This window comes from Sphingobacterium sp. MYb382 (assembly GCF_037572665.1).
Classification (GTDB): Bacteria; Bacteroidota; Bacteroidia; order Sphingobacteriales; family Sphingobacteriaceae; genus Sphingobacterium.
Genome location: NZ_JBBGZT010000005.1, coordinates 153538 through 177131, shown reverse-complemented (window position 1 = coordinate 177131; position 23594 = coordinate 153538). Strand labels below are relative to the sequence as shown.

17 protein-coding genes and 2 pseudogenes are annotated in these 23594 nt (G+C 34.8%); 15 read left to right on the top strand and 4 right to left on the bottom strand.

Annotated features, from left to right (window positions below):
- From WH223_RS00760 to WH223_RS20090, 9 genes and pseudogenes are all read left to right on the top strand, one after another.
- Positions 1-531: integrase core domain-containing protein (locus tag WH223_RS00760; protein ID WP_340045611.1), on the top strand; the 531-nt coding region annotated here is incomplete at its 5' end.
- A gap of 265 nt (positions 532-796) precedes the next feature.
- Complete coding sequence (locus WH223_RS00755; RefSeq protein WP_340045610.1) at positions 797-2425, top strand: vitamin K epoxide reductase family protein; 1629 nt, start codon at positions 797-799, stop codon at positions 2423-2425.
- 456 nt (positions 2426-2881) lie between these two features.
- A complete protein-coding gene (locus tag WH223_RS00750) occupies positions 2882-4042 on the top strand; it encodes a TlpA family protein disulfide reductase (RefSeq protein WP_340045609.1) in 1161 nt (386 codons plus the stop codon).
- 111 nt (positions 4043-4153) lie between these two features.
- Positions 4154-5485 (top strand): hypothetical protein, encoded by a 1332-nt coding sequence (locus WH223_RS00745; RefSeq protein WP_340045608.1) that lies wholly within the window; start codon positions 4154-4156, stop codon positions 5483-5485.
- A gap of 56 nt (positions 5486-5541) precedes the next feature.
- On the top strand, positions 5542-7728 hold the full coding sequence (locus WH223_RS00740) for a peptidase domain-containing ABC transporter (protein ID WP_340045607.1): 2187 nt from the start codon (positions 5542-5544) through the stop codon (positions 7726-7728).
- A gap of 32 nt (positions 7729-7760) precedes the next feature.
- Complete coding sequence (locus WH223_RS00735; RefSeq protein WP_340045606.1) at positions 7761-9038, top strand: HlyD family efflux transporter periplasmic adaptor subunit; 1278 nt, start codon at positions 7761-7763, stop codon at positions 9036-9038.
- 557 nt (positions 9039-9595) lie between these two features.
- On the top strand, positions 9596-9904 hold the full coding sequence (locus WH223_RS00730) for an IS3 family transposase (protein WP_340045605.1): 309 nt from the start codon (positions 9596-9598) through the stop codon (positions 9902-9904).
- Between the two features lie 189 nt (positions 9905-10093).
- Positions 10094-10324: an IS3 family transposase gene (locus tag WH223_RS20095; protein WP_445265597.1), complete on the top strand. Its 231-nt coding sequence runs from the start codon at positions 10094-10096 to the stop codon at positions 10322-10324.
- 773 nt (positions 10325-11097) lie between these two features.
- Positions 11098-11470, top strand: a pseudogene (locus WH223_RS20090) (transposase); the annotation flags it as partial.
- A gap of 629 nt (positions 11471-12099) precedes the next feature.
- Here the strand turns inward: WH223_RS20090 and WH223_RS20085 are convergent.
- Both WH223_RS20085 and WH223_RS00720 read right to left on the bottom strand, forming a co-directional pair.
- Positions 12100-12165, bottom strand: a pseudogene (locus WH223_RS20085) (transposase); the annotation flags it as partial.
- Positions 12166-12405: 240 nt separating this feature from the next.
- Entirely contained in the window at positions 12406-13161 is a 756-nt protein-coding gene (locus WH223_RS00720) for a glycosyltransferase (protein ID WP_340045603.1), read from the bottom strand.
- A gap of 953 nt (positions 13162-14114) precedes the next feature.
- Here WH223_RS00720 and WH223_RS00715 point away from each other — a divergent pair.
- The 4 genes from WH223_RS00715 to WH223_RS00700 all read left to right on the top strand — a co-directional run bounded on the left by WH223_RS00715 (position 14115) and on the right by WH223_RS00700 (position 17886).
- Positions 14115-14279, top strand: a complete 165-nt coding sequence (locus WH223_RS00715; RefSeq protein ID WP_340045602.1) for a hypothetical protein — start codon at positions 14115-14117, stop codon at positions 14277-14279.
- Positions 14280-14849: 570 nt separating this feature from the next.
- Positions 14850-15299: a hypothetical protein gene (locus tag WH223_RS00710; RefSeq protein ID WP_340045601.1), complete on the top strand. Its 450-nt coding sequence runs from the start codon at positions 14850-14852 to the stop codon at positions 15297-15299.
- 339 nt (positions 15300-15638) lie between these two features.
- A complete protein-coding gene (locus tag WH223_RS00705) occupies positions 15639-16577 on the top strand; it encodes an alpha/beta hydrolase (RefSeq protein WP_340045600.1) in 939 nt (312 codons plus the stop codon).
- A gap of 1024 nt (positions 16578-17601) precedes the next feature.
- Complete coding sequence (locus tag WH223_RS00700) at positions 17602-17886, top strand: hypothetical protein (protein ID WP_340045599.1); 285 nt, start codon at positions 17602-17604, stop codon at positions 17884-17886.
- 288 nt (positions 17887-18174) lie between these two features.
- Here WH223_RS00700 and WH223_RS00695 read toward each other — a convergent pair whose 3' ends face one another.
- Positions 18175-19479: a hypothetical protein gene (locus WH223_RS00695; RefSeq protein WP_340045598.1), complete on the bottom strand. Its 1305-nt coding sequence runs from the start codon at positions 19477-19479 to the stop codon at positions 18175-18177.
- A gap of 189 nt (positions 19480-19668) precedes the next feature.
- On the opposite strand from WH223_RS00695, the gene WH223_RS00690 reads away from it, so the two are divergent.
- Positions 19669-21426 (top strand): hypothetical protein, encoded by a 1758-nt coding sequence (locus WH223_RS00690; RefSeq protein WP_340045597.1) that lies wholly within the window; start codon positions 19669-19671, stop codon positions 21424-21426.
- 622 nt (positions 21427-22048) lie between these two features.
- Positions 22049-22450 carry a hypothetical protein gene (locus tag WH223_RS00685; protein WP_340045596.1) on the top strand — a complete coding sequence of 134 codons (402 nt, stop codon included), beginning with the start codon at positions 22049-22051 and terminating at the stop codon, positions 22448-22450.
- 28 nt (positions 22451-22478) lie between these two features.
- On the opposite strand, the gene WH223_RS00680 is transcribed toward WH223_RS00685, so the two are convergent.
- The gene (locus WH223_RS00680) at positions 22479-22988 is read right to left on the bottom strand and encodes a hypothetical protein (RefSeq protein ID WP_340045595.1); all 510 of its coding nucleotides are present in this window, start codon (positions 22986-22988) and stop codon (positions 22479-22481) included.
- Positions 22989-23594: the final 606 nt, after the last annotated feature.

Genomic DNA, 23594 nt, shown 5'->3' with positions numbered 1-23594 from the left:
CGTCGTATTCCGTCTCGGATTAAAGAAAAACTGACGGTTCCCGGCACAGTCAATGAAACCTGGTCAATTGATTTTATGAGTGACTCTCTGGCTAATGGGCGTAGATTCAGGGTACTAAATGTCATTGATGACTATAACCGGGAATCATTGATAAATGAGGCTTTCTATTCCATACCCGGCGTCAGGTTGGTGCAGAAATTAAAGGAGCTTTTGTTATTTAGACCCAAGCCCAAACGCATAAGAACGGATAATGGACCCGAATTTTTGTCTAAAGTATTTATTGAGTTTTGTCACGATAACGGAATCGGGTTACAGTACATCCAGCCAGGAAAGCCTTCGCAAAATGCTTATATCGAACGAATGAATCGGACATTTAGGGAAGACATATTAGATGCATACTTGTTCGATTCACTGACAGAAGTCAATGCGTTAGCTTATGAATGGCAGATTGACTACAATAGTAATCATCCACATAAATCATTAAACGGATTAAGTCCTTGGTTATATGCTAAGAATCCATTGGTTTCTTAAAGCATATTTTTATATTTATTCACTGTTTGAAAAATGGTAAGTCTTCAATGGCATGTTGTAGATTTGACTAAAGTACATTTTGTTGTTTGAAAACTAGTATTCATGTATTAAGAATGTACACTTATGTGTTTTGATGTTTGTTCATCTTAAAAACACCTTAGCTTTAGGGGGATGAAAAATGAAGCTATATTCTTAGCTTGAATTTTAATTATTGGAGCTCGTGATTCGATTGAAATCATTCGAGTATGTAAAATAAAAATTAACCATGTATAAACTAAAGCCTAAAAGACAAAAAGTAGGAGTTTTGGTGTGTCGTTATATCCTCAGTTATTTTAACGTAAAATACACAATCAAGCAATTGTCTATTTCCTTGGAAGATCATACAGATTATCCATCCTTACTCTCCTTACACGATGTTCTCCATGAGTATGGAATAGTAAGTACTGCTATCCGTAAAGGAGACTTTTCTTATGAAGATGTGGAGACACCTTATATCAGTTCTATTCAACAGGAAGATTGGCCGTCTGCTGATTTTACCGTTGTTATTCAAGCAGAGAATAATCAGATCACTTATCTTGATCCAATAACCGGAAAAACAAAAACAGTATCACTGCCGGATTTTGAAAAGGTGGATAAGGGTATTTTGCTTCTAATTGATGCAGAATCCCCAAAAGACGAGTCTAATTATTTGGTGAATTTAAGCCAGGAAAATAAGACGCAGCGGCTACGTGCACTACTTTTTTTACTTGTTGGTTTATTCCTGTTGACACCGTTGGTTTATATGTTTTCTGCTTCAATTCTTGAAGGTATGAGATGGATGTCTCTCTCCATCTTAATTAGCGGAACCGTAGGCCTAATATCAAGTCTGCTGTTGTTATGGCACGATATCGATGCCCACAATCCATTTTTTAAAGAAGTTTGCGGTGGGGAGGGGAAGAAGGTGAACTGTGGAGCTGTTTTAAATTCCAAAGGGGCGAATTTTCTTGGAATTAGTTGGTCAGTCTATGGTGGAGCCTATTTTCTTTCATTTTTTCTGGTTCAATTACTATATCCAGGAGAGGTCGCCCAGATATTTCTTTGGTCGATAATATTTCTGTTTGCATCACCTTACATTTTGTATTCCATTTATTATCAATGGCGTGTCATTAAGCAATGGTGTCCACTTTGTCTTACTATACAAGCTGTATTATTGTTTAATACAATAGTGTCCTTAGTTTTTATCACAGGCGATACGGTATTTGTATGGGATTGGTACCTTACGAGTATATCGATTTTATTAGGTACTGGTTTTCTTGTATTACTACATTTTGCAATCCCATTATTAAAACAAGCAAAGGACAGTCGAGATTACGAACGAAAATGGAAGAAACTTCGGTATGATTCTGAAATTTTTCAAGCTTTATTGCAAAAGAGTGATACAATTACTATTTCTGTAGATAATCTAGGTATTGTATTGGGAAACCCTGATGCAAAGCATGAAATTGTTAAAGTGTGTAATCCTTATTGTGGACCTTGTTCAAAGGCGCATTTTGAATTAGAGGATATCATCCACCATAATTCAGATTTCAGGTTAAGGATTATCTTTACAGCGACGGGAGAAGAATCAGATATTAAGACACCACCAGTTGCACATTGGTTAGCAATACAGCAGATACATGGGGTAGAAGTCATTCAACAAGCATTGGATGACTGGTATTCTGCAGATAAAAAGGATTACGTGGCTTTTGCTAAAAAATATCCAATAAATGGAGAACTAAAAGACCAACAGGAAAAAATTAAAGTTATGCGAAAATGGTGTGATGTAATGAAAATAAGAGCAACTCCGACTGTATACATTAATGGAAGGGAAATACCTGATACCTACCAAATTCATGAGTTGAAAAATATACTATAGTAAAAATTATACCCGGGGCAGGTCGATTTGTCCCCGGGTAGAGGAAGCTCATAACTCCTTCCTGGGTAATCAAAAATGTTGGACGGAATGAGCGGACAACAAAATTAATAATTTAAATTTTGTACAGATGAAAAAAATTTCATTGAAAAGACTTAATCTCCATGAGGTCGAGCAATTATCAAGAACGCAATTGAAGGATGTACTTGGAGGATCGGATGATGCTGGGGTACGGGGAGTAAAATGCAAGGATTCATGCTTAGGATGGAATAATAGTAGTTGGAACACTGTTAGAGGAACATGTTCAACATCTACGACATCTATGGGGCTGACTTTATGTATTTGTAGTGTAACCCCTATTTCTGGAAGTGGTTCTGATTGTTATTGAGCTAATTAATCAGCTTAGTGTGGTATGAATATTCTTATCACACTAAGTCTCTTGTTTAAACCTTTAACTACATGTTGATTAATAAATTATCACTCTTCCTTATTTTAATTGTAATACTGACCTATTCCGATGTCGTGTACGGTCAAGAACGTGTTTATGTTGAGATAAATACCAAAGGTATTGAAAAAGAAAAATTGGTTTTGCATTTTGATGATGGCGCCGTATTAGATGTTATTAGCATGAATCCTGGCGATTCAACGGTAGTAGTCGATAGACCTATTTATACCATTCATGCTCGATTAACCGTTTCGTATGATAACAAGTATTTTCAAAACTATTTTATAACTGGTGACCGTGGGGTTTTGAATCTCTTTTATGATGCGGATAATAAAACAACCTCATTTGACACGCAAAGAAATACAAATGTTGTTCCGATATATGACACTGTGTCAAATGAGATTTATCGTGAATTGAAAAATGGACAAAAATTAGAATCGATGAAACTTAACACTCTGTTTGTTAATCATGGGGCAGAGATCCGTAGTAATGATTCCATTAAATATGAACTTAGCCTTTTGATAAAAGAAATTAATAAAAAATCGATGGATTTACTCAGCTCTTATGGCGACGATTTTTTATCCTTTTATTATTTTAAAGATCAGATATTATCATTGACCGATCTAATAGAATCTGATCCAGAATATAATAATCAGCTATTAGCGTACTATAATAATACCTTCCCTGATAAATTTAAATCTACTGGCGAAGGGAAAAAAATCGCCATTCAGTTGCAACAAAAAGCATCTGCACTAATTTTAACTGAAGGGGCAATGATACCAGATATTCTTGTTAGGGATGTGCAGGGTAAAACAATATCTTTGAGAAATCTGGATAGCGATTATGCATTGTTAGATTTTTGGGCCAGTTGGTGTAGACCATGTATAGAGCAGCTCCCAGATGTAAAGGCCTTACATCAACAATTTTCAACGGATAAGTTGAGCGTGATAAGTATCTCTATTGATCGTGATTCAACTAAATTCAGCAAAAGTGTAAAAGAACATCAGCTTAATTGGACCAACAGTTTGGATAGAGCGAGAATTGTGTCCAGTTCTCTGGGCATAAGTAGTGTTCCAACCGTGTTATTATTGGATCGATCTGGTAAGATTTCATACTATAAAAATGGAGGAAGATTAGATCTGGAAAGAATTCGTAAAATTATTCTTGGAAATTAGAATTACGCATGTAAAATAGCGGCATTTCTTAATTTAAGTATTTTGTAAATCAGGATACAATAGGTTATGATTTGTCGTTTATCTATAAATATATAATCAATAATATGCTTTATGGCAGATGTAGAAATGAAGATTCAGATTAATGCTATTAATCTGAAGCGTCGTGTTGATCGAAGAGTTTACCTAGAAAATCATTTTAAGAGCTATCCGGAATTTGAGCTGCATATTTTTGAGGCAATAGAAGATGTTGTACCCGCAGTTGGGTTGTATAAGTCTTTATGTTCAATTATTAAAAATGCAAAAAAAAACAAATTGCCCTATGTTGTAATATGTGAAGATGATCACGAATTTACTGATGTCTACAATAAGAGCCTTTTTTTTGAGTATATAACTAGGGCCAAGGGATATAATGCCGATGTATTACTAGGTGGAGTTAGTTGGTTCGCTTGCGGAGTGCGTGTGGAAAGTGATTTATATTGGTTGAGAAATTTCAGTGGAACTCAGTTTTTAGTAATTTATGAATCATTCTACCAAAGAATTATCGAGGCCCCCTTTAATAAGCACGATATAATAGATGCCTGGATGTGTAGTTTATCTGACTCTATTTTTGTGGCAGTTCCTATGTTGTCCGTACAGCGAGATTTTGGTTATTCTGACGTTACAGTGGACAACAATAGGTGCGGTAAGGTGGAAGAGTTATTTACTACAACTCAGGCACGATGGAAGGCAATTAAAGACGTTACTGCGCATATTTGGAAGGAATTAGCTGGGTATGTGGTTTATTCTGAATACGAAGATATACAATTACCAACGTATGTAATTAATTTGGCTCGTAGAAAAGATAGATTGGCGCATATTCGTCAACAGTTTGCTCCTAATGATGAATTTAATGTTCACATAATAGAAGCGGTAAATGATAAAAACGGTGCTGTTGGTCTTTGGAAAAGTATTTTAAAAGTTGTTCAAATGGCTAAAGATAGTGATGATGAGGTTATTTTGATATGTGAGGATGATCACATTTTTTGCGATGGATATGATAAACATGTGCTATGGAATGCTATTTATCAAGGAGCTTACCTTGGAGCAGACTTAGTTTTAGGAGGTATTTCCAGTACCCAGCAGGTTATTCCGGCAAGTGATTATCTGTGCTGGATTAGTAGTTTTCAGTGTGCTCAATTTACCATTGTCTATAGTCGTTTTTTTGAAACCATTTTGTCTGCTGAATTTCAGGAATTTGATGCAGCTGATTTAAAGCTTTCAGATTTAACTGCCAATAAATATGTTATTCATCCCTTTATTTCTCTACAAAAAGATTTTGGATACTCCGATATTCCTATTGATAATTTTGGAACAGAACTATATCGTATAAAATTCGACGATTGTTCTTCCAACATCGATAAGATTAGATCAATTTTTAGAACATCTGAAGGGGAAATCTTTTAGCTGTTAACATAACATTAGGACAATTATTTTATTACCTTACTATAGGATTTTATTAGATGCTCAAACGTTTCCCCCACTATAAGCAAATGGACCAAATGGATTGTGGAGCCACTTGTCTACGTATAATATTCAAATATTATGGACAATTGGTTTCGATTCATAAAATACGGAAACTTTGTCAGACAACAAAAGAAGGTGTAAACCTACTGGGGATAAGTGACGCGGCCGAAAAATTGGGATTTCGTACATACGGAGTCAGATTCAGCCTTAGTCAGCTTAATGAAGCAGAACTTCCCTGTATACTTCATTGGAATCAAAATCACTTTGTCGTGCTTTACAAGATAAGTAAAGGAAAGTATTATCTATCTGACCCAGCATCTGGTCTGATCTGCTATGACGAAAAGGAATTCACCTCCAATTGGTTTTCCACTAAAGAATTGCACAACGGGCTTTCATTATTATTAAGCCCTGGTCCTGGCTTTTACCAACTGAATGACGAAGAACCTGAACTCAAGTTGAGTTGGGGAAAAGTTATTCGCTACTTCTATAAATATAAACGACTTTATATTCAGTTGATTTTGGGGATGATACTGGGAACCATATTTCAGTTGATTGTACCTTTTTTGACACAGTCTGTTGTTGATATCGGAATCAATACAAAAAATATTAATTTCATCAACCTGATTCTGATTGCCCAGTTAATGCTCTTTATAGGTGAAACTTCGGTCTCCTTTATACGGTCTTGGATTATGTTGCATATTACAACTCGGGTTAATATTGCTATTTTAACCGATTTACTGATTAAGATTATGCGTCTGCCGATGAGTTTCTTTGATATCAAGACACATGGAGATATTATGCAGCGAATGAATGATCAACAACGAGTAGAAACTTTTATAACAGGTAATTCATTAAATAGCCTGTTTTCTCTCGTTAATATGCTGATTTTTGGTGTTTTATTGATTGTTTATAATAAAACAATATTTCTTGTATTTTTTGTGGCAACATTTCTCTACACACTTTGGATACTACTCTTTATGAAATATCGCAGGGAATTGGATTATCGTCGGTTTAAGATAGCTTCGGAAAACCAGACTTATATGGTGGAAATGATCCAGAGTGTCAAGGATATTAAGCTTAATAATGCTGAAAAGCAAAAACGTTGGGGATGGGAAGCCTTACAAGCAAAGTTGTTCAAGTTTAAAGTGAACAGCCTAGCTTTATCTCAATATCAATCGATCGGTTCCATGGCTATTAATCAGACGAAAGGAATTCTAATAGCTTATATCGCAGCGAAAGGAGTAATTAATGGTGAAATCACTTTTGGGGGGATGATGGCAATTCAATATATCGTTGGTATGGTGGCAAGCCCGGTCGAGTCCCTACTTGGATTTATACAATCATATCAGGATGCGAAAATCAGCATGGAACGACTGAATGAGATATACGAAACAGAGGAAGAAGAAGATGCAAATAAGGATTACCTTAATAAATTACCTGAAGATTGTACGATTACAATCAAAGGTTTGACATTTAGATATTTTGGGGCAGGAAATGATCCTATTTTCTCTCAGCTAAACTTAAGTTTCCAGGCAGGAAAGACCACGGCAATCGTGGGAGCTAGCGGAAGCGGAAAAACTACCATATTGAAACTGTTGTTACGGTATTATGAGTTTGAAGAAGGGGAAATATTTGTGGGTGGAAAGCGGTTGCATCAGTTGAATTACGGATTGTGGCGTGACAGTTGTGGCTCGGTTATGCAGGACAATTATGTCTATGCAGATACTATTGAAAAGAATATCGTTGTTAAGGATGAATTTCCAGATGAGAAAAGGCTTCAGGAAGCTATTGAAATAGCTAATCTGGAAGAGTTTGTTGCTGAACAACCTTTTGGCCTCGCTACCAAGATTGGCACCGCAGGAAAAGGAATCAGTCAAGGCCAACGACAACGGCTGATGATTGCCCGGGCAGTCTATAAGCAACCTGCATACCTTTTTCTTGATGAAGCGACCAACTCATTGGATGCTAATAATGAAAAAGTCATTACGGACAATTTAGATAGATTCTTTCAAAATCGCACAGTCATCGTTGTGGCCCATCGACTAAGTACCGTCATGAATGCAGATAATATTATTGTATTACAAAAAGGACAGGTTGTTGAACAAGGGACTCATGTCGAACTGACTGCTCAGAAAGGTCAGTATTATGAGTTGGTGAAAAATCAGTTAGAACTAGGAAATTGAGTGTAGCGAATTCAAAAAAGTTAAAGGAGACTATGGCAAAAATCCACGAAATATACGAGAATATCAATTCTGAAGATTTACAGGAGATTATCTCTAAGCCGCCATCTTGGCTACTTAAAAGAGGAATTTCTTTTATTCTATTATCGGTGCTACTGATTTTAGGTATGTCCTTTTATATTAAGTATCCGGAAATGGTACTTACTGAGATACGCTTTACAACAACGAATTCCCCCAAGGTTATCATCAACCCCAATAATGGTATATTGGTAAGGCTTTTAGTTAAAAATGGCGAAATTGTAAATCGCAATCAAGATATCGCCTATCTTGAAAGTACAGCATCTCATGCAGATGTTATTGACTTGCTAGTAAAGTTAAAAGAATTGCAGAGCAAAATAATTACGCTCGCAGAACTTGATGATAACATCCCTCACGGAAGTTTAAACCTGGGTGAATTGCAGGGAAGTTATCAATCTTTTTATATATCCTTACTCAATTATCAGGCAATTAAGGAAGGAGGAATCTATCAGAAACGAAGAAAGGTGCTACAGAGTGAGGTAGGATATGTCAATGAACAAAATAAGCGTATTCAACAAACTTATGAATTACAAAGAAAAGAACTGGAATTAGCTGAGACAGAATATGAAAAATATAAGCAACTAGCGGAAAAAAAGATTATAAGTTCTATGGAACTACAACAGAAGGAAGCTTTACTTCTTTCTAAAAGGCAGACTATTCCTAATATGGAAAATAGTATTATTACCAATAGGAATAATTTATTGACTAAAAATAGGGAGATTATCGAAGTAGAGAATGAGATACTAGAGGAAGAGAAAAAATTTGTACAATCATTAAATAGCCTCATAAGTGAGGCTGAAGAATGGAAGAAGCGGTATGTGCTTTCAGCAACAGTGGAGGGTAAGTTGGTGTATGCTGGATTCTGGCAGGAGAATCAATATGTAAAAATGGGAGAAGAGCTCTTTTATATCAATCCGAATAAGGATGACTATTATGGAGAAGCTTTTATCCCTCAGTATGAGATCTCAAAAATTGAAGTTTATCAGCAGGTTTTAATTAAGGTGCATAGTTATCCATATCAGGAATATGGTTACCTTAAAGGGAAGGTGAGTTATATTAGTGATATTCCAATTAAGGATAGTGTTTTCTTCGCACGGATAGATGTTGAGCGTACGGAAAGAGACTCACTGATTCGTCTCAAACCAGGGATACATGCAGATGCCGAAATCATTACTGCTGATGTATCTATATTTAAGCGGATATGGATGAACTTAGTAAAATCATTGAATTATTAATGTTAAAATAGATGAATAGAAAAATAAATGATTAGTAAATTCCTTGAAAATTATTTATCCAATCTTTGGAACAAAAACTTCGTTATTGATAGAACAGAGTTTTCAGTCATTTAATATTTTGAAAGAATATGGAATTGAAATTTAAAGTGAGAAACAAAGACGTTATTGAAGAGTTTTTTTTAACTTATGTCCTTTCAATATCCAAGAGACTGAAACGTAAACTAAAGTATGTCAACGGAATAATTTAATAAGATTTTTTAAATTGAATTATTCAAAGGACATGGCTATGAAACAAAAGACCCTATTGGGGTCAAAGATTCTATGACTGATTTAGAGCGTTTAACCATCGAAAATGAATATTTACGAGCAGAAGTAGCTTATCTAAAAAAGTTGGAAGCCTTAGCTCAAAGCAAGCAAGTCAAAAAGAAAAAACCGTAATAGTTACGGAGTTAAGGCGCTTACACAAACTGGAATATCTTTTACATCTGGCAGAGCTAGCAAGAAGTAGCTACTATTATCATCGAGATAGTAGTGCTTTTTTAGATAAGCATATAGACTTGGTAAAAGAAGTAAAACAACTGTATCAAAGATCTTTGGGAAGATATGACTATCGAAGAATAACGTTAGCCCTAAGAAAGGAATTGAACATTCCTGTAAACTTTAAAACCATTGCTAAAATCATGAAGCAGATAGGTTTGAAGAGTAAGATAAGAGGTGAAAAGTATAAGTCTTATAAAGGTGAAATTGGCAAAGCTGCGGATAATATCTTACAACGAGATTTCACTGCCGATTGGCCTAATGTAAAGTGGGCCACCGATATAACTGAATTTAAGGTAAAGGGAAAAAGCTATACCTATCGCCAATAATTGATTTGTTTAATGGTGATGTAGATAGGCTATAACTTATCTACATCACCTAACTATCGGCAAACTTTGGATATGCTCAATAAAGGTTTCAGGGAAATCAAAAACGATGAAAACCCAATTCTCCATTCTGATCAAGGTTAGCAGTACAGGCTAGAGAAGTACAAGAAAAAACTAAAAGATAAACAGATAATGCAAAGTATGTCCAGAAAAGGAAACTGCTTGGATAACGCTATAATTGAGAACTTCTTTGGCGTGCTTAAATCAGAATTATTTTATCTAAATGAATATAACTCGGTATCACAATTACATGCTGAGATTAGAAAGTATATTAAATATTATAATAGGGACCGAATAAGGCTTAATTTAAATGGAATGAGTCCGGTGGAATACCGAACTCATTACTTTAAAAACATTGCGTAACTTCGTCCAACTTTTTGGGATCAGTCTATATTAGATTTTTCGGGCGTTTTTTTTGTAAGGTATTCAAGAGGGGGGCGACGATTGGAGTGCTTCAAATAGGAAGCCATGTAAGGTCTATGTAACGCCAAAGCCTGTCTCTTAATCTATGTTTTGGGGCTATTAATAAGATGTTTGCTGGGATTTGTGATAGATAGAGAGCCAAAGAGCCATCTTCAAAAGGATAGGGATGATGGTCGTTCTAATAGTCACAATGGAAAGGAAAAAAAGATATTTCGAGGTCTTAATACAGTTACTTTTGAACTAGAATCAGGGCGTGGTAGGTCTGGCATGATATCTATGCCCATAATCTAATTTTTTAAAGAAGTTTGTGGTGGGTAAAGGAAGGAGGTGAACTGTAGAGCTGTTTTAAATTCCAAAGGACCCTAATTTTTTTTCATTTTTTCTGGTTCAATTACTATATCCAGAAGAGGTGGGACGATAATATCTCTGCTTGTATCACTTTACATCGTGTATTCTATACTACTTACTGGGTAATTAAAAATGTTGGACGGAATGAATAGACAACAAAAATAATAATTTAAATTTTGTACAGATTAAAAAAAAATCATTAAAAAGACTTAACTTCCATGAGGTCGAGCAATTATCAAGAACGCAATTGAGGGAGATCCTTGGAGGATCGGAAGATGGTGGGGTACGGGAGATTGTAACGTAAACTGTATCAGTGAAATAAATTAATAAGATTATTTATATTTAATTATTCAAACGACATGGTCATGAAAGACAAGACCCCATTCGACTTTGAGCGCTTCAAAGAGGAAGCTATGCAAGGTCTTTACGAAGGGAAGAGTTTATCACCCAATGACGGCGTTTTAGCGCCCTTAATAAAGCATTTATTGGAGTCCATGATGGATGGTGAGTTAGCGGAACCATCTACAAGAAGATAAGGCATCAGTAGCCCTTAATCGTCGTAAGGGCAAGACAATGAAAACAGTTCGAGGTCTAAACACAGGTACTTTCGAACTTGAATCTGGACGGGATCGATCTGGGACATTCGAACCTAAAGTAGTTCCTAAGCGTCAGCTCATTATTATGAAACAATTAGAAGGTCATGTGCTAAGTATGTATGCCAAAGGTATGAGTATACGGCGAGGTGTAAGACTTCTTGTTTAGGATGGGATTCTCATGATTTTAATGTTATTTGTGGAACATGTTCAACATCTATGGGTCTGACTTTATGTATTTGTAGTGTAACCCCTATTCCTGGAAGTGGGTCTGATTGTTATTGAGTTAATTAATCAACTTAGGCTGTTATGAATATTATTGTCACACTAAGTCTTTTATTTAAACGATTTAATTATATGTTGATTAAAAAAATATCACTCGGACTTGTTTTAACAGTAATACTGACGTATGGAAGTTTTGTCTGCGGTCAAGACTGTGTTTATGTTAAGATAAATACCAAAGGTATTGAAGAATAAAAATTGGTTTTACAATTTGATGATGGACTAGTTTTAGATGTTGTATCTACGTTTAGAACTTTTAGAATACCACATGGGTCTGTTCAAAAGTGAAACTTGGCAGGCTCTGCTTAAGAAAACTTGATAATCAGAACACAAATCCTTAAATATTTTGCGATGTTGTGGAGATGTCAATACTTGTCCTTAATACATCTTATAATGTCTGCTTATCTAGGTTCAAATCTGTAATAAGTTTTTAAGCTGTGCATTCTTCTTTTCTACTTGACGCAACTTGCGTATTTTAGAAATGCCTAAACCTCAATGTTTTTTCCTCCAATTATAGAATGTTGCTTCGGTGATGCCCATCTTTCGACATACTTCCTCAACTCGGGTTCAAGTCTTGCACTGCTTGATTGCAAAGGGAATTTATGCTTCGGTAAACTTTGATTTTATCATTTTTTCTCCTATTTAAAATTAATAATTCAGACTTCCTATTCTCAAAATATCTGATTTTTTAGATTGAGGTCACTCTTGTTAATAGATAGAGGTGTAATTGTTTGAATAATAGGTTTTAATTTTAGATAATGAAAGGTTATTTTATAGTATTTAAATGCTAATTTTATCTTAATTTTCTTTGAAGGAAAATATTCCTTTAATTATACCAATATGAGGCTTGTTCGCATTAGCGATAAGATTACCTGTAGTTATGTTATGACGTGATAGTATAAAATTACTTGTGTTCATTTCTCCCCAAGTTAACTTTGAAGAACTGTTTTCTAACCCTTTTTCTTTTATATTTGGTATAGCTCGATTATACTTTTTTGTACCTACATGAATGTAGTTTAATCCTTTAATCATCAACCTGATTATTATATCAATGTCTTGATATCCCATGGGATGAAAATCTTCATTATAACCTCCTATAGATAAGAAATTTTTCCTTGAAACTGCTATGCGTCCACAAGAGCCATCACCGAATGTATTACTAAATTGATGAAAAATTATTGACTCTATACCATACTTTAGCATATGTTCCAAAACAAATTTTCCTCCATTTTTTCCAGTGTAATTATCACAGTCTAAATTGACCAATATGTCGCCTTTTGCCAAAATATGTGCTGTATTTTTTGCTATTGATAAGTGCCATTCTGGTAGTTGATCAGTCCAATAATATTTTAAATATCCTTCATTAATTTCTTTTTCGAAATTATTAATAAGCCAATCTTGTAGACCATCTGTACTATCGAAATCAATTAGAACAAAATCAATCTTATGCTTCATGCTGTAGTTATCAGCTAGGTTTTTTGGTAATGTTCTTTTTATTTGATTAATTCTGTTTTTACATGTGATACAGAATGACAATTTGATAGAGTTATCCATAAAGTGTGATTAAGAATGAAAAGTAATATATTATATGTATTAAATATAGCAAACAAATTGTTTTAATATTATTAGGTTGTTATATGTGATGTTTAATCTCCCAATCCTTAAGGGGCAAAAATATTAATTGCTCTTCAGTAACTAATGCTTTCGTGTAGGTATTAAGTATAATTTTTAACAATTGGTCGAAATTTACGTCTTCATTATTATATAATGAAATTTTGGCTATTTGATATTCATCAGCATTTGGGAGAATATTAATTATGTTCTTTATAACATTTTTCAAATGCTTCAACTAATTTATTACTGACATTTCCTAAATCTTTTTGTTTTAAAAATAGGCTAGATTTTTAGTTTTTATACACTTAGATACTACTATGTGGAGGCACCGATTTATATTTTTGATATTTAAGAAAGTCCCAAGTTCGTGGTGGCCAATTCGGTTATTATGATTTCAAAATCAGAAAATTCATGTATAAAAGGAATTTGGAAATATAAGAAAACTCTTACTCAAAAATTTTGTATAGCTGAGCCAGATACTTAACTAGATGATTTTTTTATCAACATATACTCTCCTACATCAAAAATAGCCTAGCTGATTATGCTAAATATGGGAAACCATTTTATTGGTCTTTTAAGTCGTTGGATATTAAAGTCGGTAAGTTGAGGCGCATATAACGTTCTTGAAAATTATCAATAAAACAAATTGCAATGAATATTTCCATTATGAAAACTATAGCTCATTTCTTTTTTATTTTACTTTTTGTTTTAATAGCTAATACTTCTTTTGGCCAATCCTTATCACTCCCGAATGGGGAAGTTCGTACGTGTGTATATCAAACAATTAAAGGTTATTGGTTAAGAAATAAATATATTACATAAATGTTTGTACTTCGCCCGAGAAAAATAATCGGAATCAACTGCAACTAGTTTTACCTAAGGATGTTATAAATATGTATGCAGGAATAGGTGATTTTTTGTTTTACTTGAATGATAAATTTGAGGTCGATAGTGCTAAGGTTGTTAGTTTGGAAATCAGAAATAGGGTTTCAAATAGGATATATGATTGGGTTTATTTTGCACATGCTACTTCTATTCAAGAAGTAGCATGTGCATAAACTTGGCGCAACAATTCAAGATTTGAATAAATTTGAACTTGATAAACTTACATTCACTCTAGCTAAGTCATTTATGGAGTGTTTAGCAAAGTGCATCACATTTCATGATGCACTTGAAGGAAAAAGGCGTAAAAAAAATACATTGTTTTATTTTTTCATACTAAGTTAAATGGGTATTTTGTTTTAAGATATTGGTTATGAGTATTGTGTGTGTTGTTGTCCATGCTGCTTGACTCATCTCTTTGCATAAAGACTTAAGTAAAAAATGAATTATTCATATCTTCATACTATAATTATGACAAAAGATGAAGTCCTTTGGTTGGAAAATAGATTGACTGAGTTAATGAATGGCCTAATATCTTAAATGAAGATATATTTAATATATTTCAATCACAAAATTTTCATCTTCCTTTTTTTAAACAGTAAAATAATTATGAAAAGTAGTTTCGCATTTTTCTTTCAGAAGACAAGTTTGCTATTAATTATCTTTTTGACATTTTTAGAGATTTCTTGTATATCTAAATTGAATAAAGATAATCCTACCGAATATATAGATATTTACTATGCTATATGGGCTATGTTGATTCTGACGGTCCTTGTGAAAGGGGATTTCAGAGTAGTGAAGTTATTGATAAAGGTTTTGCCTATATAAGTAGAGTCGAGTTTTTTAAAATTATAAAATTTTTAAAAACTCTAGATACATCAACTCATGCTGTTGGCTCAACATATGGGATGTGTATGCAAAGTAATTTTCATTTTGCAGCTGATAGTTCCAAAAGAGTCTGTATAGGACAGTTTGGAGATATGACGATAGAAAACAAATCCTTTGCGAGGAGTGATAGTTTGGTTTATTTATTAAGAAAGTATGCTGGTTTTTACAATTATTACCCTAAAGAAGATTTAGTAGGATTCTGTAAGGAGTTGTCACAATTTCCCATACCAGAAGATTACCATGATACGAGTGGAGAGCTTGCTTCCGCGGATGTTTTCTTCGCAAAATTCCGAATTTTAGCAAAATAGCATTTTTTAAAATCGATGTTTTGTAAATTTCGAAATCGATAAAAAGTAAGCAGTTAAACTGGTGAAGTTTTTAGTCTAATTAATCCTCGATATTAAGCAATTAGAAAAATAGCCATCGTGTATAAAGTCTTTTTCTTTGTTACAGCTTCGCTATGACTAGATTTTTTCTTAAACCACGATACTATTTTCGACAACTTTTTTTTCCTATTTAGTAAGGAACATATCGGCAGTAAAAAAGTTTTTTTTGAATTTAGGTAGTAAGGATACTCTTGTGTATACCAGCTTCATTTGCACGATTCTTGTAGGAGGTTAAGCAAAAGAGCATCATATTTTTAGGCTATGAAAACGTACCTTGTTATTACCGTATTATTGTTTTGTATAGGGCAGACGCTGTATGCCCAAAGTTCGATGAAAACAACTCCGCAGGCCGTTTTGCCCAAAGAAATCAAGTTATGGCCGGGTGCTATGCCCGATGATGGGGGAGGCAGTAGAAATGATGAAATGGTAAGCGCTAAAGGATCGGTCACGCAAGTGTCAACACCAAGGTTGCTCGTTCATCGGCCGGAACATTCTAACGGCACTGCAGTTCTTATTATCAGCGGTGGAGGTTATGCTCATATAGAGCTCGGTAAAGAAAGCAATCCTACCGCAAGTTGGCTACAATCGGAGGAAATCACCGCCTTTGAGCTCGTGTACCGCCTTCCACAGGAAAATTGGAAAACCACCAATGTACCTTTTCAAGATGCACAACGGGCGATGCGTATTATTCGGAGTAAAGCCGATGCGCTCGGTATTCAGCGTATAGGTGTGCTCGGTTTTTCTGCTGGTGGGCATTTGGCGGGTATTATCGCTACAGAACCCGACCATCTTTTCTATACGCCCGTTGATGCGGTCGACGCTATATCGGCAAGGCCCGATTTCGCAGCCCTAATCTATCCGGTAATCTCCATGCTGCCACCCAATAATAAGACACATGCTAAAAAGAGCATCCTTGGTGCACAGCCTACCGAGGCCGAAGAAGCTGCTTTCTCGGTAGAGAAGCTGGTTGATAGCCATACGCCGCCGACGTTTTTGGCACAGGCAACGGACGACACGATTTCGCCTGTCGCGAATAGTTATTTGATGGATGAAGCCTTGAAAAAATCGAATGTAGCCGAGGAACTGCATATTTTTCCAACAGGAGGCCATGGCTGGGGACTCGGAAAAACGGGGACGCCCACCATGGAGTGGCCACAGCTCTTTAAAGCTTGGGCACAGCGAAACGGATTCTGGAAGTAAAGACCTCTGTGATTATTAGGTAGATTACGATATGCATGGTAATCAAAGCAATTTCTTTTTTTTAAGCGTTGCAAACGCTATTCCCAAGCATCCTCGTTGCAAACGAGGACGATTGAGGATTTAGAAACACTTATTCTCAAGCGTCCTCATTGCCGACGGATAATAATATTCGACCCTTCCAGGGTCGTACTTTCGTCTAAACTAGGCTATAAATATATCAATCCTCCGGACTGAATCCCTTAAAAAGCCCTGCCAAAAAAACAATAAACAGATGCTAATCATTACCCCAGCGGGGTCACATATAAACAGAGAAAGTTGAAAGTCAAAAAGAGAGCACAGCCTTGATTTTTACAGAACCTTTTTTAAGAAAATTTTGAAAGCCCCGTCCTGGCCAAGGACACGTACCCCATTAACAGAAAGACTACTATCAGCGTTGCAAACGCTATCCGCAATCATCCTCGTTACAAACGAGGACGATTTTAAGGTTTAGAGTCCTTCTCATATTTCCTCATTGCAGACGAATACGATAATAATATTCGACCCTTCCAGGGTCGTACCTTCGTCTAAACTAGGCTATAAATATATCAATCCTCGGGATTGAAACCCTTAAAAAGCTTTACCTAAAAAATAATAAACAGATTTAAACCATTACCCCGGAGGGGTAACATGTTTCTAGAAAATAGAACGTTTATAAAACCGACCCCAGCGGGGTCACATATAAACAGAGAAAGTTGAAAGTCAAAAAGAGAGCACAGCCTTGATTTTTACAGAACCTTTTTTAAGAAAATTTTGAAGCCCCGTCCTGGCCAAGGACACGTACCCCATTAATAGAAAGACTACTATCAGCGTTGCAAACGCTATCCTCAAGCGTCCTCATTGCAGACGAAAACAATACTAGATGGTAAACTAGATAATCGCTAAAGCAGCCGTTTAAGAAAAGGAGCACTTAGACTGTTGGTATCATTTTTGACTAAAAAACCCTTTCACAGCATAAGTGTATTTTAAAATTTAATTTAATATAAAAATGAGATTTTTTCTTTATAAAATTATTATCCTCACATTATTAATAGTTGGATGTGCGAAAGAGGATAATTTGGCGGATTCAAATGTATATCGTTGGAAAATTGAGCATTACAGTAAAGTTTCGCCTTCAAATGGGTTGCAGAATACTAAAAATTCTTCTTCTAAATGGCTCATTGGTGTAGAATATGTTTCTTTAACTAACGCTCGTATTGCAGATCGGAAAAAAGTTAATAAGGTTGATGGCGTAGTTGATTTTTATGTTTACACCCGGATTAAAGCAAGTTAAAAAGAATTAACAGTTCTTAACTTTCTGTACTCCGCTTATAGAAATAGTATGGATTAATAACTGTTTCGTGAGAGCAACTGCAAACGAAGTTTGTCAGCATAAATTTTAAAAAAGCAATTAAACAAGAATCACTAAACCTTGTTTAATTGCTTTTTTTATTGAAAACCTTAACCTCTATATTGTTGGTTTAGTTCTTAAGTTATGAAAATAAAAAATCACTCTTTTATCGCTAAGTCCAAGCCATTCGTAAGCACCATAATCAGATTCTTACTTACCAACTAAAACCTACTAATCTTCTACTACCCGTTGTATTTTAGTCGAAAATTGCTGTACAAAACTCTCCCATTGCGTTTTATGAGTAGCGTGGTCGTATAGCGATTTTGCATATTGGTAGGTATCTGCCGAGAGGTGCCAGCCAAAGATATTTTGTAGGTAACGGATATCGGCCGCAATAACGCGATTTAATACCGTTTGCTTGGAGATACCATACGTCTTGCAATAGCGGTCGAGATAAGCCCCTCTACCAATTTTTACGTATTCGACGAGCAAGTCTTCCGTCATGAATGGAGCAGGAATAACCTCTATTTGGAAATCCTTTTTGCGGAGTGCCGCCACGAGTAGCTCATATTCATAAAATCTTTCCGGAATATCTGTTTTCAGGAGGCCACCGTTGTTGGCCGCCGTATAACAAAGTTCTTTGGTGATTAGCGTATCCGGTATATGGCGGAGCGCCATACCATTTTTTTCAACAGCTAGCTGTACCACTTCGGCATCGATAAAGTGTGCCGGAAAATACTCCAAGGCAAATACCGTTTGCTCCAAAGCAAGCATACATAAAGCTTTGCTTTTAAATTCGGGAGGTACCGTTTTCAGGTCGCGGTAGTTTTGCTGTACAATCATGTAGAAATATTTTTCATCATGCGGCGGCGTATTGGCCGATTTCAGCACCGATTCGCCTGCCGATAGTCGGCGGCACAGCTCCTCAAAGCTCGTGATGTAGGGATTCTTTAGCAAAGGTGTCAAGGCATCGGCGATATGCTCATTGTCATCGGCATCTTCATAACAAGCATGTTCCTCCGGGCTGTTAGGGTCGTTCGAGTGGTAGTAAAAATCGGATATATCCTTACGCTCGGGCACAAAATGAAAATCATCACCAACAAATACAGGAGCCTTGATGGTGCCCCCACAACACATCCAGCCGTGATTGTAATGCAGCATCACAATCTCCTCGGCAGTGATGTCACCTTCCACATTCACGGCAGAGCCACCAATCAGGAAGTTACGACAGGTCACGTTGCCGGTGACGAGTAATGTCGGACCATAATCGCCCTCCTCGTTGAGCACACTGCCGTTTACCGTTAAATTGCCGTTGATAATATAACCAGCTATCCACGTATCGGGATTGCCCTCTGTCAAGAGATCTGTATCGAGTATGAAATCTGTATCGAGTTGCAGGTCACCTTCATGTACATAGAAGTAGCTATCTGCCTCCATAAATGCATCGAAATCGCCTTCATCTTCATAAATCTTCTGCTGTATTTGATAGCGTGTCATCGCATCTGCCAACGACACCAGTTCGAACGGGTTCTTCATAACGCTTGTCCTGTTTTAACTTACAGTTCGCAATTTATTAAGAAAATTCAAGGAATTAAAAGGGGAGGTGAGGATGAGTATAGTAAAGTTTTATGCAGGATACGGTAAACCGTAATCCTTATTGTTTGATTTTTAGTATTTTAGGGTTTGTGATTCCAACGCGGAATATTTTATAACCAATTGATTAATATGATTCCTAATATATATAAAATCGACTTGCAACATTACCAATTTACTAATATAAAAGATATCAGTGGAATTGTAGAAAAAATAGTCAACAATGCTGCCTTAAAAAGAAATAAGGATAAGGAGCTTTATAATATTTTAATAAAAAATATAGATGATGTAGAAATTTATCTTGTTACTGAGGAAGCTGAGCAAAAAGAAAGTGAATGGGCTAAATTTTTACCTCGAGAATACTATGGAAATGTAAAACTCTATAAACAATCACTTAATTTATTGTTATTTATCTATACCCATGAAAATATGTATTGTATTTTGGGAGGTGATTCATACTCTTTTATAGTAAATTATATAAACCATTCATTTGGTATTAACTTATATAGTAAAATAATTGACCAAAGCGATGATAATTTAATCACTATAAAATCTAAAGGGGTATCGGGAAATGAAGTAAATTCAAATAGCCAATTTAGAGAGGATTTCAGAGTAATAAACTTTATACGTTTCGGGAAGATTCCTTATGAAATAATGATAAAAACTAGTGTTGATCGTAGTTCTAAATATTTTAAAGATGTACAAAGTTCATCTGATGAAAGAATTACAGTTAATTACTCTAAAGGAATTAGAATAAGTAAAGATTTAGGTTTTCATGAAATAATAGCTATTGTTAAGAAATTTGATGAAATAGAAGAATTAGAAGAATCTGATTTTTTAAATTCATACAAAGAAATAGATAAAAATAATGAAGAAATAGAACAATATAATAATACCCTTATAGAGGATATTTACAACGACTTACAACTTATAAATACATCTTATAGAAAAAAGAAGTTACAGTTTGATTTTACTAATCCGAATAATACCCCTTTATTTTATGAATCGGATACATTTAAGTTAAAGGAAAAAACAGATAAAGGTGGATATTCTCAATTTGCAGAAGTTCATGATAAAAATGAGATCTATCCGAGAGTGCTAGAAAGAGCGACTCAAATTCATACAAATTTAGATTTTTTCTCATTTAGAGCATACATACAAGGGGTGTATATTACATGTTACAAAGAGAATGTAAAAACTGTTTCATCCAATTTTTTATTTCATTTTAATACAGAAATTACATATGGAAATCAAACTATTTTATACTTAGGTGCAAAATGGTATAAACTTAAATCTTCATTTATAAAAGAATTAAATGCAACCTGTTCATCAATTCTGAATAATTATAAAGCATCAGAAAATTTAGTTAATAAAGCTTGGGATAAACATAGTATTTCTAAGGAAGGACATTACAATCTATTGTATAAAGGCTTAAAGGGATATTTTGTTTTTGACACTTATTTATTTGATTGTCTTGAGATATGTGATTTACTTAAAATAGATGACTTTTCAATAACACTAGTTCATGTAAAGTATGGTTTTGATAATAGAATGAGAGAGGTGATGAATCAAGTCCTGATATCAGCAAGAAGGCTTAAAGATGATATGCAAGGAAGTAATAGGATTTTAAAGAAAATGTATAAAAAACTTGAAGAGACTAATCAAATAAACTCCCTAAATTTTTATACTGAAGAGACATTTATTTCTGAATTTAAGGGAAAGAGTATTGAATATGTTATAGCATATACCAATCACAATACTTCTGAAAGTATTGTAGATAATATAGCAAAATTTAGATCTAGTATAGCAAAGTTTTCGATTATAGAATGTCACACTGAAATGCAAACAAATTACTTTCCTTTAAGGTATGTTCAAATTAGGAATTTTTAATATGAATATTATAAGAAATCTGGGACCTTTCTCATGTTATATTTCCAAAATGGAGAGACTTTTAATCATCAAAATACTTAACTTTAAAAAGAAATAAATGTTAATACCTTTAAAACAATTTATTTGTGATAGATGTGGAGATATTATTGAAAATTCTACAGACGGTTGCGTAGAATAGGAAAGCCTTATTGAAAACAGAGATTGAATCAATAGAGATTTTAAAATATGTCACCATACAAGGCTTTGTCAAAAGATAGGGGCCAGTCCAAATTGTGTTGATTAGCCTTTAGATTCTATTATTGGAGATTTTTCCCATGTATTTTTTTATAGTCGTATTGATATAGTACAGTATCATCAACCTGAAAATAAAAAACCTGTAATTAATGATTTTAGACAATACACCGAGTTTATGCGTAGACTTACATTACCTTATTAAGAAGGGGCTAGACAATTGTGGATTGAGGCAATGAGTGATGAATATTTCGGGGATGCTAATGAAATTTATATCTTTTTACCTAAAAACTTATTTGCAATAATTAAACATTGTTCTGGAGAGGACTAAAAGAATTTTTTCTGAAAATCAGATAGTTTCAACTTAGGTAGAATTACAAAAAAACAAATAATGGGCTATTTCAATCAATACATTAGCGAAGAATTTCCATCGTTCTCGGTTATCATTGAAGACGATGATAAAGTTTGCTATGCCTATTTACTGGAAGAAAATCAGATCATAAGTGATGTGTGGCTTTATAACAATATAGACAGTCCTGACGCAGTGGATTGGAAAAACAAAGACGACCTTCCTTTTGCGAATCCTAAAGAGTTCATTAAAAATAATATTCCACCTTTTGATGTAGCTACGTCCATTGATGTTAAATGGGGAAATGTGGATGGGAAGATCTTTGCAAAAATTTATGCTTCTAATCAGTTATTAGTAAAACTTGAAAGGGGCGCTTTTCCTGGATGGTCTACTCTTGTTAAAAGTGATGGACCATTAGCATTGTTGTATAGTATTGATAGCTAGGTAGATGTTTTTACGGACTTTTGTATTTTTATAATTCTACCTTAACCTCTTTACCACCATAAATCGCCTCAAATAATTCACCTTGTTTTTTGCCGATGGCCTTTTCGATAAGGAGAAGCTCGTGGGCTTCAGGTGCAGCTATGCGGAAGTAAAGGTCTTTAAGTCTATTTTCCGAAATTCTTGTTTTCTGTGCAACCTCTTCAATTGAGTTTTTGTTCACTTCAAACTGCTTCATAAAGCTGCCGAACTGATTTCGCTCTTTCGGTGAGTAATTGTTAAGCAGGAGCGTTAGACTAGGGTAGACGATTTTTGTCGCCGCTTCGCAGGTATCGCCAAAGGCTGTATATATTTTAAAGAAAACTTCCGCTTTAAGCCTTTTTCGCCTTCCTGACTGTATTTTACTGATTTCTCCTTGGGAAATTGATGATTGCTTTGATAGCTTACTTAGCGTCCACGATAAAGAGATTAAACGATTGTCTATGTATTTAATAATCGAATTTTCGGTTTGTAAATCTTTATTGTCGTTAATCTCTTCCATTAATCCTTTATTTAATATTAGTTATTTTGGAATATGTATTGTATATTTGGTTAAGCGATTATGAAAAAGGCTTTTAGCCCTCTATAAAGACGACCTCCCTTCCATAAAAGACTCCACACTATTTTATATCCTTTAGCAAAAAGGGTAAAAATCCATTTTGGACATTGTATAATTATTAATCTATACCTTAAACAAATGAACATAGACTGTACAGGAACTATTCTCGGCACAAGTACGCAAAATCTAGGATTAGGCGTATTGGCTACATGAAAACAGTAGGTAAAGAATAGGAACAGGACATCCCAAGAATAATAAAAAGGTAGTCTAGGAAATATGCGTTATGCCTTTTTGGGCAGGTTAGTTCTTAGGGATCATCCCGAAGAGCAAAGGCCGCATTCACTTAGTATCTTTACCGACCACCTTATTGTGAGCCATGTTATGCATGGTACGTAAACCCACAAAGGTCATCGATTAGCAAGTTTTTTTATTCTTAAGCAGCTTAAAAATAGCAAACTTTTCTTGCACCTCCAAGAAGTAAGCGTTATTGTATTTATTGTTTATCAGTAATTGTGGTCGGTTATTTGCTATAACTAATATCAATACCCA